The sequence below is a fragment of the Scytonema sp. PRP1 genome (assembly GCF_036697665.2).
GTDB classification, from domain to species: Bacteria; Cyanobacteriota; Cyanobacteriia; order Cyanobacteriales; family Nostocaceae; genus Kalymmatonema; species Kalymmatonema gypsitolerans.
The window spans coordinates 180,542-194,150 of record NZ_JBAHYJ020000123.1; the positions used below are offsets into that span (position 1 = coordinate 180,542).

Sequence of the window (13,609 nt, forward strand, 5' to 3'; positions counted from 1 at the left end):
TTCTACCCTTAAGTGGTGAGTATCCAAAGACAGAAGTCACTCGCTTGGCTCAAATTCAAAATTCAAAATTCTAAATTCAAAAATAATACGCGCGTTGCGGCTCAATTACCTCACCCCCGCCCCTTGGCATTGCATACAACGTCTCTAGAGTTTGTCCATTTTCATAGGAACTACAAGCTTCCGTTCCGATAAAGACAACAAGACAGTGTTGTAGAAGTATATCTGCCTAAAGATAGGTCTATGAGAATTAATAAAGTTTTATTACATAAAATGTCATAATTGAAACAAAATATTTTTAATTTAGTATTTATACTCTCTTGACAAAAAGCACTTGAGGAAAAAAACCAAAACAGGAATGTCAATTTTCCCACATGTATCTTTTGGCAGTGATGTCAAGTAGCTTAAATATTTATTAATATAGTAAAGAAATTTAATCTTTAGCAGTGAGAGCCAAAAAAGTTATCAGATGCGGAAACGATCGCACCAAAAATTTACCAGTAGCGAGCATCCGCTGCTGGTGCATCCTTTAACCATCAGATTCTTCAACAACGGAGAAAATCATGAATAACCAGCAACAGTCAGACTCTAATCAATTTGTGGGAAATCTAAAGAATGGAATTTGGGTGTTTGGCATTTCATCTTGGGTATTTGGTATAACTGATCGCAGCATTGCTTCGTTTTCCGATGGCTATCTGTCTGCGTTGGATCTAACGCAACTCTTTACCGCTGCAACTTTCTTTGTGGCTTGGTTATTTCTCAAGCCCACATCTAAGGCATAATTCCATTTTTGATGTTTGATGGAATGCAAATGTAGCAGTCATAAAACCAAATAGTAAGATACGAGGACAATAGTCCTGATTGGCGCTAGTTTTCTAAAAAATCGGAAGGTTGAGTATCTGAAACAAAGCACTTTTTACGGCAATGGAGGGTGCGCCAAAGGTGTGTTTATTTACTTGCATTTGCAAAAATCGGGGGAATTTCGAGAAATCTAAAAATTCCCCCGATTTTTTAATGACTATAACGCAATACAGTTCACTTAAGGATTGATCCTCCCTAGCCCTCCTTAAAAGGGACTAAGCCCCCTTTTTAAGGGGGTTGGGGGATCTTAACAAAACTAAACACCACTAACTGAACCGTATTGGACTATAACGAGAAATCCGGTTTCTTGTTATTTGTGATGTTAGCTAGACAACTTAGCACAGCTTTGCGTAAAAACGAGCGCCTTTTTAAAGGCAGAGGAGCGCGGAGTCAGCGCAGAGGGACGCAGAGTCTTTGTATAGAGAATTCACGCTCGTATTAATCAAATCTTGTAATTAGCACAGATATCGTGAAAAGTATATTGATTAGCGAAGCAATGTAAGGGATTTCCAAGAAATAAATTATCCATCTTGTGGGGGAGCCAGCGCGAATGACGGCTTTCCCGAACTCACAGCGACTGGCGTTGGGTAGGAAAGCCCGCCCTGAATATTGGGACGGGTGGGGACACCCATCACACAAGAAAATTTGGGATATTTTTTTATTTGGAAGTCCCTAAAGACGCATCATGGCGCGTCTCTACACATCACCAAATCTCAGAAATTTTTTCAACTTCTTCCGTAAAGATTCACGCTGACGCTGTATTCACTTAAAGCAACTTAAAAATTTTTAAATAATGAATTATAAATTAAGAAATTAAGTTTTTTAGATTTTCGGTAAAAAAATTGCTTTAGGCGAGTAGGGAGAGGATAATTAAGTGCAAGCTAGAGTTTCCAAAAATCAATTAATTTTCCTAACCGCCCAAAACCGAAAAAATCTAAAATTTTTCAGAATTTATAATTCATACTTATTCGGCTTATCTTGCTAAGATGTTGCAGAATTATACTTGAATTGAGGTCACATGAGACACGAAAAACTATCTCCAGGACTGCTAATAGCATTTGAAGATTATCAACGGGAAGGACAGCAAGCTTTAAGTCCACAGGTACGAATGCTGAGTATCATTCCTCCCAAAAACAATCTCAAGCCAACCCGTAGCGTAGTTTTTATCTACTGTGACGAACATGCAGACTTGAGCCATCTTTCACAACAAGGTATTGAAGTCAACCAAAATGTCGGACACGTCCGAACGGCTTTCTTACCTATAGAAAGTTTAGACACCTTATCTGAAGACCCTGCGATCGAGCGCATCAAGCCATCGCGTAAACTAAAACTGCGGATGGACGTTGCCAAAAACGCAGTTCACATACCGGAGTTTATAAAGAAAAATAACGGGCTTACTGGTAAGGGAGTTCTTATCGGTATTATCGACAGCGGGATTGACCCGAAGCACCCCGCCTTTGAAGGGCGTATTTTACGCATTTGGGATCAAACACTGTCTGGTCCTGGAGTGCTAGAGGGCAAATATGGAGCGGAATTAACTGGCTCACTACTGACAGTTTCTCAAGATACAAACGGTCACGGGACTCACGTTGCTGGAATTGCTGCTGGTGTGGATGCTACATATGGCGGTGTCGCACCAGAGGCAGAATTGATCATCGTCAGGAGTGACTTGGATGAAGGTCACATTGCTGATGCTGTCCGCTATATTTTCCGGGTCGCCCGAGAATTAGGGCGTCCAGCAGTCGTTAATATGAGCTTGGGCGGACACTTTGACCCTCACGACGGAAGCGACTCGCTGTCAAAAATTATTGACTCTGAAACTGGTCCTGGACGTATAGTTTGCTGTGCTGCGGGTAACGAAGGCAACGATAACATTCACGCTCAAGCAATTGTCAAGGCTGGTAAAACCCATACCATGCGTTTCAACGTGCCATTAAATCAATCAAGTATCGCCTTGTTAAACGGTTGGTACTCTAGTGCTGGTCAATTGGAAGTGTCTCTACGTAGTCCTAACGGTTTCGTCACACCCTTCCAACCAGTCATTGCTGAAGGTAATTATACAAAGGAATACACCTTGCAAGATTCGCGGGTGCAAGTCGCAACACCAAGACGCGATCCAGCTAACGGGGACTATAACGTTTTAGTACAAATTCGCGGTACAGCTAACAACAAGTTTAGTATGCCCGTACAAGGTGGAATTTGGCAATTGCGGTTCAAAAACACTTCATCCAAAGATGTGCGGTTGGATGTGTGGACCTTAGATGGAGCAACATTATTCACAGGTAGAAGTGTGGCTGACTCAGTGAAAGTTGGTTCCCCTGGATGTGCCAGCAGTGCAATTACAGTTGCTGCTTATACAACTAAAGTGAAGTACACTGACATAGACGGCAAAGTTCAAGAATTTGGCTTCCCTCTGAATACAATTTCTGACTTCAGCAGTGAAGGACCGCTGCGGAATGATGTTCAAAAACCGGATGTCGCAGCACCAGGCGCGATGATTGTTTCCGCCCTCTCCTCGAATGCCAATTTCGACCACTCAATGATTATTAATTCCAAGTTTATGGCGAATGCTGGTACAAGTATGGCAGCGCCCTTCGTCAGCGGCTTGATAGCACTGCTGTTGCAGCGTAACCCCAACCTCGATCCCGCTGCTATCAAAGAACTGCTTCGTAAAAATAGTTCCATACCAGGTAAACCAGCAGGAACCTTTGATAATAAATGGGGCTATGGACTCATTAATGCGCTTAATCTCTAGTTGGCTGACATCTTGCACCAAAATCAATAAGAGGCGGAGCCTCTATATTCTCGTTCCCAGGCTGAGCCTGGGAACGAGGAAGTCCGTATAAAGGTAGTTAATCGCAACCTGATAAATTTGATAGGTTAATTATAGGGCAAGCTATTTTGCTTGCCCTTGTTGACTTAATGGGAGGTTTTTATGAATTATCAAAAGCTGGATAGCGCCCTTGCAGTAGCGCTGAATGATGTCGATAACCCACAAGAGCCAAGTTTGAATGTTTTCATTCATACCACAGCAGATGCAAATTCGACAGATGCACCTGCCATGTTAGAAAATTTAGGCGTCCCAAATGTGACACCGGGAAAGGATATCTTCACAGCAACCTTATCACCAAACGCAATTTCTCAGTTGTCGGAACAGCCTTGGGTGCAGTCTATTAAGCTGTCTCAAAAAATGCGTTTGCTGAATCGTAGATGAGGAGCTTACATTTAACATCAAATTTTAAACGACTTTCGGCTAAGCCTTCCTCAATTTCCGCTGCACTCAAAAGAATTGTCGGTAGATAACCGTGGGAAAGACGGGCAAATCAGTAGCGATCGCTTTGAATACATTCACATAACTAACCGTATTGCCTCCACTTCCCCACTTACTTATTAACTTACTTATTAACGATTAGACTTAGGAACTAAACGCCGCAATAATCTGATGAGGGGTGATTCCACCTTGAGTCTAAAAGCGAGTATCTGCGTTCTCTGAAGAGGATTAAAGTTATTGTCGCTCACAAGGATTAATGATTGACCATCAGGTAATTTGGAACCGAGAGTTAAGCCTTCGATATTGTCTAGCGCCACATCCAGTTGTCTCAAATCAAAAAGCGGTTTTTTCTCAATAGGTTTGATGTTCTTAAGGTCAACAGTTAAAAGGCTATCGATATCATGAATATCATCAGCACCTTCCAAGGAAATCTGAAAAAGTGCAATAGAAAACCCAAAGCCAGTAAAAGTCCGCTCTAAACTTAGGAAATGACCTTGATTATCAAGAGCAACTAAATCAGTTAACCCGCTAGAAAATCGACGAGAGAAATTCAAAAATGGTGTGGCTGGTTCAGTCTGGTAAAGAAATTCTTTTTCTGGCTCACCAGTGAGCAAATTATATTGTAATATGCGGCAAGGACTACTGGCTTTTGGTTTGGCTTCGGGACCATCTTGAATCAGAGCATTTTCCGTGGCTGTAAACAGATACTTTTGGTTGGGTGTGATAGTTAGAGATTCAAACCCTAAGTTCTCACGGATACCCTGTTTACCGCTTTGATTTGGCAAAAATTTCTTGGGAATTGGTAGTGTTGTCAGTTCCTTTGCAGAAGAAATTGAAAATTCCTTAATAAAAGGTTTTATCTGTTTACTATTATCACCTTCAGAAGAAATATAAAGAGTTTCTTTGTTTGTTAAGCTGATACCTTCTGAATCAATACTACTCGTAGGAAAAGGTTGACCACTTTCCTTTAACAGCGTGGTGACGCCAACAGGTACAACCCCACCATCTGTTAACGACCCCTTGCTGAGGTCAATTTTCAAGGTGTAAAAGCGAGCAGGAGCTTTTTCGCTACGATCATCAGATATTGTGTAATAAACTTCTTTTTTAGCGTCGTATGTAATTCCAGAAAATCCTCCCATTGGAGTTTTTTGGAAAGAAAAATCTGTGGGGAAAGTTGCAGAACCTATAAAATCTATTTCAGTTATCGGAAAAGCTGAAGCAGGTAGATTCAGGAAAAATATGCTGACAATTAAAATCGGAATAAGAAAGAAAATAATTAGCCGAAACTTCAAAAACTTTTTGAGGTGCTGCATTGTGAGTTATTGCTAAAGAGTGAAAATCACAAACAAGATATCATGGTTAAGCAAATATAGCGCTTCTCGTTTGGATGAAGTAATTATCTGTGTCCCATGACTGTCCCATGAGTGGTTGTTATTTCTTGATGTATTGCACTCAACACCACCAACCGCTATTGCATCTTTGATTGCAGATTTTTCTGTAGTCGATTGGTTTAACATACTATTGGCATTAAAGCAAAACTGAATGGGAAGGCGGCGCGGTAGCGATCGCAGTATATGGTTATCAGCTATTGCCAACAAGATTGTATTAATTTTTGGTATAAATATTTACTGAAAAAGATAATCTATCATTTACCAAAGAGTGCATGGCTCCTTACTTGTGTAGAGATTCTTTGGTAGCAATAGCGACTCTCGGTCCATTTGTATTGATCGAGTCTTGATTTAGCAGATTCCCGTAATACGTTGATTAAAGAATTAAAGATTTAATGAAGGTATACCTCTTTTGTAGAATTTGCTCGGTTGTTTAATGTACTATTTTTGACAGGGATAAATTCATAATTATTTACAATTACAAAGTCTAATTACGTAAGTATAACGACGGCGTTATTGTATGAATTTTCCTCTAAAGGCTAGTACAATTTAGGGCTTGAGGGCTTTTTAATGAAACTCAATCGGTTTAGAACAGTCATATCCGCACTGGCTGTAGTCACGATATTTAATCTGGTCAGCGATACCAAACCTGCGGCTGCTTTGGGTTTGGTTGGTCTAACTGACAACAACAATCTAGTTCTTTTTGACTCCGATAATCCCACTGCTACTAGCAGTGTCTCAATCACTGGCGTCACTGGTCGTGTGTTGGGCATTGACCTTCGTCCAGCTAACAATCAAATCTATGGTCTGACGGATACCAATAGCATTTACACCATTAACCCGTTTACTGGTGCTGGTACTTTTGTAAGTCAACTCACCACTGCCTTTACCGGCGGATTTGTTTCCGGAGTAGACTTCAACCCAGTACCTGATCGCCTACGGGTTGTCGGTGGCAATGGTCAGAACCTCCGCATCAATGTGGATACTGGTGAGGTGATTGTTGATGGGACACTGAACCCTGGAAACCCCAACATTACTGCTGCAGCCTATACCAATGCAGATAATGACCCAGCCACCGGAACTACGCTGTACGACATTGACTACATCAGCGACGCATTATTTATACAGAACCCCCCGAATGCTGGCACTTTGGAAAGGGTAGGTTCTCTCGGTATCGACATCGACTCAAGAGGAGGGTTCGATATCTTCACACAAAATGGGGTGAATACTGCCGTTGCAACACTGACTCCAGTCAATTCAACTGGCTCCAATCTATACAACATCAACTTGTCTACAGGTGCTGCTACGCAAATAGGCAGCATCGGCAATGGTAGTAGCAGAATCGTAGGAGTGACAGCTCAGCCTGTCCCTGAGCCTGGTACTGTCCTTGGCTCTGTAGCCGTTGGTGGTATGCTTGCTTTATTACGTCGCTGCCGTCGTCGTCTGAAGTCGCTCATTTAGTCAGACTTTCAGTAGACAATCAAGGCTAGCTTGATGGGTGGTACTTAAGGCTAATCTAAATAAATAACTTTTGTTGAGCGAATAACCAGAAGCGCATCTACCCCATAACCGAGAAATATTCTAGAAATCAATAGCCCATATTTTCAAAGGACTAATCACGATACTCATTCTGGAAAAAGTTCACAAGCCAGTCTTTTACGCTGCGTGTTGCACGGCAGTCGTCTTCGTTGTAACGTTGGATAATTTCTAGTAAAGAGCGATCGCCTGTTTTTAACCACTCGTCATACCAGTAAATACACTTAGCTCCGCTTGCTTCTGGATCACGCCACTCAAACCCCAGCCATCGAGCAATTGCTTTTAAAGCATAACTTTCTACAGGTAACGCCACGTTTTGCGTTAATACTTCATACACATCCACAAACCGCCTAAGTACCGGGAATACAGAAGTGTACGGAGTGTGGTACTCCTTTGCGAGTCGTTTGACTGTATCAAATTCGTAAACACAAAAATGATAAATTGGTGCATCTGGATATTGCCAAACCAAATCCAGAAATTGTTGCCATATAAATTTTTCTTCTTCTTTTGTTTCTGCTAAAAAAGAATAAAACTGTTCTGTCTTAGCAAGTCTATCAACAACCAAAACTCCCAATAGGTAATCTAAATTCAAGTCTGGTTGCGCCTCAATATCAAAAAATATCTCTACAGGAGCTGTAAATAGGATATCGTCCCTATGATCATCTATCTGTGTAGCGTCTGTAGCAGTGTTTGTCGCTTTGTCGAGGCAAACAGCAGTGTTAACAGTGCCATCTACAAGATATTCTTGCTTTGATGATAGGTATGGTATAATAAATGGACGGTTTTCTAGGATAGATTGCGCTTGCAATATCAGCTTAGGTGCTACTATGCTGTCGAAACCAGGTAGGTTTTCCAGTTCAGTGGCGCGAGTTGTCGCTAAAGATTCTACTGTTGTTATATCTAACGCTTGCAGTTGTTTGTAGCGAACGGGTGTCACACCTGGTAACAAAGAGAGGTGTCTCTGAGATTGAGCGACTCCATAACAATGACTGTACCAGGGGCAAAGACTGCAGCGTTGACGAGAAATGAAGACTTCCGGCGCTTCCTCTGTTTCCAAAGTTTCAATACTCTCGTGCAGGATGCGGTGCATTTGTGGCATCCATTTAGATATATCCACAGGATAACCCGCCTCTTTACCACGCAACATCAGCCAAGCTGTTTCCACCTCAACTTCTTGCACCGTCGCCAACACATAAGCGTGAAATGCTGCTAGAACCTGATACTCTTGTTTAGGACGCTTACCCAGTTCAATACTCAGCGGAACATACATCCAATCTCCAAAGCGGGATTGTCCTATGTGCTTAACGAGAATATCTGGACGGCTTAGTAGCGTGTGTCTTTCAGAATAACTTGCTAACAGCACTCCTTGATGAATGCACTCAACCCCCTGCTGCATCAACTCAAAAGTTGCTGCAGTTCCTGCTTTCCAGTCTAATCGTCCATATTGTGGTTCCTGATATGTAAACTGTGTCAAAACACTCATCTGATGAGCAATTTTGTCCTGGTACAGTTTCAGCAGCAAGTCATTACCAGCATCTCGCCGACTTTTATCACCGTGAATGTCTAAAAAAGGTCGGCGCTTGCAGCGTTGGTATTGCAGCAGTAGTTCAGCATTAATTAACATTCTCTTAAGGTAACAAGAATTCGCACTTTCTGGCAGTGATCCAAATAACTAAAGTCAATGTTACCCAGCACACTTTTTGGCAAGGTGGGGAAGTCCACAAGTGAAGGAAAGTAGGAAAAGTAGGAAAAGTAGGGGGAGAATAACTAAATATCTAATGACTAAAGATTAATGACCGATGACTAGTATTTCCGCATCACCAACCAAGTTGCATCAGTACCGACAGCTATTTCCAGCTTTGGCAAATAAGACGTATTTTAACTATGGCGGTCAAGGACCAATGCCACAAACCGCTTTGGATGCTATTTCTCATGCGGAAGCTTATATCCAGCAAATAGGTCCTTTTGGTAATGAAGTCGGTCGTTGGGTTGGACAAGAGGTGAAAGCTGCTAGAGTGGCGATCGCCTCTGAGTTAAATGTACCACCCGAAACAATCACTTTAACTGAGGATGTCACTGTTGGCTGTAATATTGCTATTTGGGGTCTTGATTGGCAGCCAGGCGACCACATATTACTCAGCGACTGCGAACATCCTGGTATCATCGCAACAGCTCAGGAAATCGGGCGTCGGTTCGCTGTTGAACTGAGTACTTGTCCCTTAATGGCAACTTTAAACGAAGGGAACCCGGTTGAAGTCATCACCCAACATTTGCGTCCAAAGACTCGCCTTGTGATCTTAAGTCACGTTCTTTGGAATACAGGTCAAGTTTTGCCTATTGACAAAATAGCTGAAATATGCATAAATAACTCTATCAGACTTTTGATAGATGCCGCTCAGTCCGTCGGCTTACTGCCTTTAAACTTAACTGAATTGGGAGCCGATTTTTACGCCTTTACCGGTCATAAATGGTTGTGCGGTCCTGGGGGTGTCGGAGGTTTGTATGTACGACCAGAAGTACGAGACAGCCACAAACCTACGTTTATCGGTTGGCGCGGTATTGTGCGTGATAATCAAGATCAGCCTGTGGGTTGGCAACCAGATGGGCAACGCTATGAAGTTGCGACATCTAATTATCCACTGTATACAGGGTTAAGGGAGGCGATCGCTATTCATCAGCAATGGGGTACACCAGAGGAACGTTACCAGCAAATCTGCCATTACAGCGAATACTTATGGCAACGATTACAGGTGATATCCGATGTCAAATGTTTGCGAACTTCTCCGCCAGAAAGCGGCTTAGTCTCGTTTCAACTCACAAATCAAAAACCTAACGCTAGCCGTGAACTGGTTGTCTATTTGGAGTCACAAAGATTATTTACTCGGACAATAGCCGATCCGGATTGCGTACGTGCTTGTGTTCACTATTTTACTCTAGAATCAGAAATCGACCAACTGGTTGAAGGAATTCAACGATTTTGTCAAATGTAGGTATTAAGCCATACCTACGTCTAATAATTAGGGATTTCTAATAAATAAATTATCAACTCGTGTGGGGTGGGCATCCTTGCCCGCCCAGTTTCTACGACGCGCTAGAAGCCCATCCTACAAGAAAACTGGGATATTTTTTAATTTGGAAGTCCCTTAACAAATAGACTTCTTGCAAAAGTATGATTCATGGATATTTACAACCGCATATACACGCAGAAAAACGCGGATAATTTATCTGTGTCCATCTGTGTCCATCTGTGGTTTTTTTTCATAAAATTGACTTTTGCAAAAGGTTTCACGTAGAAACTTAGCATACTACGTCTTTACAACGAACAATTCATCATGACTCATGACTCCAATGGATAGACCAATTTTATACATAGCCATCACCAATCACGGCTTTGGTCATGCAACCCGCGCCGCAGCCGTAGCCGCGACAATTCAAAAGTTATGTCCCCAAGTCCTACTTATTATCGTCAGCACAGCCCCACGATGGTTGCTAGAGTGCTACATAGAAGGCGATTTTATCCAGCGTCCTCGGGCGATGGATTTGGGTGTGGTGCAAGCAGATAGCTTGACAATGGATAAAACTGCAACATTAGAAAAATTACTTGAGATCAAGAAAAACCAAAATTCCATCATTGCTTCTGAAGCCAACTTTATCCGGCAAAATCGCGTTAATCTTATCTTGGCGGATATCCCCTTCCTTGCCAGCAAAATTGCCAAAGTAGCTGGTATTCCCTGTTGGATGATGAGTAACTTTGGCTTTGACTTTATCTATCGAGATTGGGGTGATAGCTTTACAGAGATCGCGGATTGGATAAGTGATTGTTACTCAAAGTGCGATCGCCTGTTTCGTCTTCCTTTCCATGAACCAATGCAAGCTTTCAACAATATCACAGACGTAGGGTTAACAGGCGGTTCTCCTCGCTACTCTTGTGAAGAAGTAAGATCTACATGGGGAATCACAGCCCCAACAGAAAAGACTATCTTACTCACCTTTGGTGGCTTGGGTTTGCAGCAAATTCCCTACCATAATCTAAAGCAATTTCCAGATTGGCAATTTATCGCCTTTGATAAGTCTGCCCCCGATTTGCCAAATTTAGTGCCAGTCACTGACCAGAAATACCGCCCTGTTGATTTTATGCCAATTTGTGGGCGAGTTGTTTCTAAACCAGGTTTCAGTACGTTTGCTGAAGCTACACGTCTGCAAGTGCCAATCGTTTCAGTGACTCGTGATGAATTTGCAGAAGCGGCTTTTTTATTAGAAGGTATTACTAATTACAACCAACATCAAATTCTTACCCCATCTGAATTTTTTCAGGAAACTTGGGATTTTCTCAACCAACCGCCCAACCAACCGAAGCAATCCCTACCTATTGCTAAGGATGGTAATGATACTATAGCTCAGGCTGTGTTCAACTATTTGCATCTGTAAAATCAACAAGACAGCTTTTTAAGGGAAGCTACTTGCTAAGGAGGATAAGCTTTTGACAGCTTTAAGCCGTAACAGGTAGTGCAAATAAGTATTTCTTTATACTAATTTATCTATTTCTAAGTTTTGTCATGGAACAAAATCTATCTTCCCTGACTTTGAGCTTAGCCTCGCAGGATATACGTCGAGTCTTAGACAAACAAAAGGAAGAACGGCAAATTTTACTCACTCAGACCAATATCCTGTTTGTGGCAAACAGTGCATTGCTCAGCGTTCTTACCATCGCAAGGCTGCTTTCCGTCTTCAGCCTGTTCAGTATTACAGAAGTTACATTATTTTTGATAAACTTTACACTGTTGATAAATGCTTTGCTACCACGGCAATTCGTTATTACTCCCAACCCAGAAAATGAAAAATTTTTGGAGGGTTATCTGGCAATGGCGCCTGAAGAGTATCAGTTGCAGATGCTAGTTAATCAAGTAGAGACGTATAATGCTAACAAGCAGCCTATCAACGATATCTCTCAGTCGTTATTCTATGCTGCTGGTGTAACTTGGGGAATTGCATTGGTTGCCTTGTCGCACGTAGTTGCTCTCTATTTTATGCCTGATTTGCAGCAACATTTATGAATTATTCCAAAAGATTTCATGCCACAGAATCTGATAGTAGGTCTTTGCGTTTGCCAAAACCAGATGCAGCAAATATTACAGTTCTAACCCCCAACTTACCTAATAAACCGATTCTTCCTTGGACTCACTTCGACTCTCCTTGGCTAGAGGGCGAAGAAAATCATCCACAAGAAGAAGGCAAAGAGGACGATTTAGAGTCAACACTCAACACTCAAGAGTCCACAAACTCTGAACCAGAGACTGATGACTCATGATTGATGATTCATGAATAATGTTTAAAGATGACGCACTACCAAAAGTTATTGAAGGTTTCCACTACTGGTAAATCTTTACATAACATTACCCAAAAAATTGAAGACGCAGTCGCCGAATCAAGAGTTGAGACAGGGCTGTGCGTTCTGTTTTTGCGCCATACCTCAGCCAGTTTGCTGATTCAAGAAAATGCCGATCCAGATGTACTCAAGGATTTAGCCAACTTTATGGCAAAAATCGTGCCAGAATCAGCCCAGTACATTCATGATGCTGAAGGTCCTGATGATATGCCAGCACATATTCGCACAGCTTTGACCCACACATCAGAAATTATTCCTATAAATCGAGGTCACTTAGTACTGGGAACTTGGCAAGGAATTTATATCTGGGAACATAGGCAAAGAAGCCACACTAGAGAATTGGTTGTTCACATTTCTGGTTCGTGAAAATAATTTTTTAGCGGAACTTTCGGGTGGTTTTAATCATATGAAGCAAAATCGGAAAATAACTGATCCTTTTCGACTTCTTGATGAAATCCTCGCCCAGCATACAGTCAGTTGTTTGTCACTCAATCCGCACAAGACTTTCACAACCAGCTTTGTAGAACTGGGGAGTTCAATTGCTGAAAAAACTTGTGATATTCAACTGATAAATTCTCTAAGCAATACATTGGAGCGTATGCTTGGTGCCATGTTACACAACTTTCCAGAAAACATTTTCTGGGATTTTGATTTCATTGTCAGTAGTATGCTTAGACAGGCTTTGGTAGCAAAAGACGGTGCTGTGTCTTTTTTAGAATCTTTTGGAGATAAGATAGTGTCGCTTATGGGGCTGTTTGGCAAACAATCCGAAATTCGCTTTCGCTACGTCCACGACTTTATATTTGGGTTTGACTGGGCAAAATGGGTACAAAACGAAGCCCAAACTCGCGCCGTTATTGAACCTTTCAGTCTGACTTTTTTGGATTATTTAATCTCAAAAGGTAAAAAAATTATACAACTTATTCGTGTTGGGGATGCCCGATATCATCAACTTTCTGAAAAATGTTATCGCAATCCCTTCTGCTTTTCCCGAGAACCAGAAGATGAGTACCGCCTGCTGACTTATCTTGCAACCCAACAACTTATTCCGGTAGCAGCATGGAATTGGAACGCTCAACCTCTTTGGAACAAACCTTTCCACGAACTTCGCGAACAGATCTCATTAAAACTTAATATTCCTAAAAATAGTTAATATAGTTCAAAGTCAAT

The 13,609-nt window shown here is 41.7% G+C and carries 13 protein-coding genes; 10 read left to right on the plus strand and 3 right to left on the minus strand.

The annotated features are described in order from the left end of the window. Positions 1 to 560: 560 nt before the first annotated feature. From V5G28_RS33080 to V5G28_RS33090, 3 genes are all read left to right on the plus strand, one after another. Complete coding sequence (locus tag V5G28_RS33080; protein ID WP_041041516.1) at positions 561 to 779, plus strand: hypothetical protein; 219 nt, start codon at positions 561 to 563, stop codon at positions 777 to 779. A gap of 1,097 nt (positions 780 to 1,876) precedes the next feature. Then, the gene (locus V5G28_RS33085) at positions 1,877 to 3,613 is read left to right on the plus strand and encodes a S8 family peptidase (protein ID WP_332991687.1); all 1,737 of its coding nucleotides are present in this window, start codon (positions 1,877 to 1,879) and stop codon (positions 3,611 to 3,613) included. Positions 3,614 to 3,793: 180 nt separating this feature from the next. Next, positions 3,794 to 4,072: a hypothetical protein gene (locus tag V5G28_RS33090; RefSeq protein WP_332991689.1), complete on the plus strand. Its 279-nt coding sequence runs from the start codon at positions 3,794 to 3,796 to the stop codon at positions 4,070 to 4,072. Between the two features lie 188 nt (positions 4,073 to 4,260). On the opposite strand, the gene V5G28_RS33095 is transcribed toward V5G28_RS33090, so the two are convergent. Both V5G28_RS33095 and V5G28_RS33100 read right to left on the minus strand, forming a co-directional pair. After that, positions 4,261 to 5,442 carry an esterase-like activity of phytase family protein gene (locus V5G28_RS33095; protein WP_332991692.1) on the minus strand — a complete coding sequence of 394 codons (1,182 nt, stop codon included), beginning with the start codon at positions 5,440 to 5,442 and terminating at the stop codon, positions 4,261 to 4,263. 12 nt (positions 5,443 to 5,454) lie between these two features. Then, on the minus strand, positions 5,455 to 5,727 hold the full coding sequence (locus V5G28_RS33100) for a hypothetical protein (RefSeq protein ID WP_336231522.1): 273 nt from the start codon (positions 5,725 to 5,727) through the stop codon (positions 5,455 to 5,457). 360 nt (positions 5,728 to 6,087) lie between these two features. On the opposite strand from V5G28_RS33100, the gene V5G28_RS33105 reads away from it, so the two are divergent. Next, complete coding sequence (locus tag V5G28_RS33105; RefSeq protein ID WP_332991697.1) at positions 6,088 to 6,978, plus strand: DUF4394 domain-containing protein; 891 nt, start codon at positions 6,088 to 6,090, stop codon at positions 6,976 to 6,978. A gap of 151 nt (positions 6,979 to 7,129) precedes the next feature. Here the strand turns inward: V5G28_RS33105 and V5G28_RS33110 are convergent, their stop codons facing one another. Further along, positions 7,130 to 8,677, minus strand: coding sequence for a TM0106 family RecB-like putative nuclease (locus tag V5G28_RS33110; RefSeq protein ID WP_332991701.1), 1,548 nt, complete (start codon positions 8,675 to 8,677; stop codon positions 7,130 to 7,132). Between the two features lie 175 nt (positions 8,678 to 8,852). Between V5G28_RS33110 and V5G28_RS33115 the strand changes: the two genes are divergently transcribed. The 6 genes from V5G28_RS33115 (at position 8,853) to V5G28_RS33140 (ending at position 13,592) form a co-directional block, all read left to right on the plus strand. Next, on the plus strand, positions 8,853 to 10,043 hold the full coding sequence (locus V5G28_RS33115) for an aminotransferase class V-fold PLP-dependent enzyme (RefSeq protein ID WP_332991703.1): 1,191 nt from the start codon (positions 8,853 to 8,855) through the stop codon (positions 10,041 to 10,043). Positions 10,044 to 10,401: 358 nt separating this feature from the next. Continuing rightward, on the plus strand, positions 10,402 to 11,481 hold the full coding sequence (locus V5G28_RS33120; RefSeq protein WP_332991729.1) for a glycosyl transferase: 1,080 nt from the start codon (positions 10,402 to 10,404) through the stop codon (positions 11,479 to 11,481). 128 nt (positions 11,482 to 11,609) lie between these two features. Next, the gene (locus V5G28_RS33125) at positions 11,610 to 12,107 is read left to right on the plus strand and encodes a hypothetical protein (protein ID WP_096565385.1); all 498 of its coding nucleotides are present in this window, start codon (positions 11,610 to 11,612) and stop codon (positions 12,105 to 12,107) included. Then, positions 12,104 to 12,361 (plus strand): hypothetical protein, encoded by a 258-nt coding sequence (locus V5G28_RS33130; protein ID WP_332991706.1) that lies wholly within the window; start codon positions 12,104 to 12,106, stop codon positions 12,359 to 12,361. The genes V5G28_RS33125 and V5G28_RS33130 overlap by 4 nt, the downstream gene beginning before the upstream one ends. A 27-nt stretch (positions 12,362 to 12,388) precedes the next feature. Further along, the gene (locus tag V5G28_RS33135; protein WP_041041526.1) at positions 12,389 to 12,805 is read left to right on the plus strand and encodes a secondary thiamine-phosphate synthase enzyme YjbQ; all 417 of its coding nucleotides are present in this window, start codon (positions 12,389 to 12,391) and stop codon (positions 12,803 to 12,805) included. 40 nt (positions 12,806 to 12,845) lie between these two features. After that, positions 12,846 to 13,592 (plus strand): hypothetical protein, encoded by a 747-nt coding sequence (locus V5G28_RS33140; protein ID WP_332991709.1) that lies wholly within the window; start codon positions 12,846 to 12,848, stop codon positions 13,590 to 13,592. The last annotated feature ends 17 nt before the right edge of the window (positions 13,593 to 13,609 follow it).

What these genes read in the sequence shown, in the direction of transcription:
- V5G28_RS33110 (WP_332991701.1), bottom strand. Translation starts at nt 8,677, where the DNA reads ATGTTAATTAATGCTGAACTACTGCTGCAATACCAACGCTGCAAGCGC.
- V5G28_RS33130 (WP_332991706.1), top strand. Translation starts at nt 12,104, where the DNA reads ATGAATTATTCCAAAAGATTTCATGCCACAGAATCTGATAGTAGGTCT.
- V5G28_RS33125 (WP_096565385.1), top strand. Translation starts at nt 11,610, where the DNA reads ATGGAACAAAATCTATCTTCCCTGACTTTGAGCTTAGCCTCGCAGGAT.
- V5G28_RS33090 (WP_332991689.1), top strand. Translation starts at nt 3,794, where the DNA reads ATGAATTATCAAAAGCTGGATAGCGCCCTTGCAGTAGCGCTGAATGAT.
- V5G28_RS33085 (WP_332991687.1), top strand. Translation starts at nt 1,877, where the DNA reads ATGAGACACGAAAAACTATCTCCAGGACTGCTAATAGCATTTGAAGAT.
- V5G28_RS33105 (WP_332991697.1), top strand. Translation starts at nt 6,088, where the DNA reads ATGAAACTCAATCGGTTTAGAACAGTCATATCCGCACTGGCTGTAGTC.
- V5G28_RS33140 (WP_332991709.1), top strand. Translation starts at nt 12,846, where the DNA reads ATGAAGCAAAATCGGAAAATAACTGATCCTTTTCGACTTCTTGATGAA.
- V5G28_RS33095 (WP_332991692.1), bottom strand. Translation starts at nt 5,442, where the DNA reads ATGCAGCACCTCAAAAAGTTTTTGAAGTTTCGGCTAATTATTTTCTTT.
- V5G28_RS33120 (WP_332991729.1), top strand. Translation starts at nt 10,402, where the DNA reads ATGGATAGACCAATTTTATACATAGCCATCACCAATCACGGCTTTGGT.
- V5G28_RS33135 (WP_041041526.1), top strand. Translation starts at nt 12,389, where the DNA reads ATGACGCACTACCAAAAGTTATTGAAGGTTTCCACTACTGGTAAATCT.
- V5G28_RS33080 (WP_041041516.1), top strand. Translation starts at nt 561, where the DNA reads ATGAATAACCAGCAACAGTCAGACTCTAATCAATTTGTGGGAAATCTA.
- V5G28_RS33115 (WP_332991703.1), top strand. Translation starts at nt 8,853, where the DNA reads ATGACTAGTATTTCCGCATCACCAACCAAGTTGCATCAGTACCGACAG.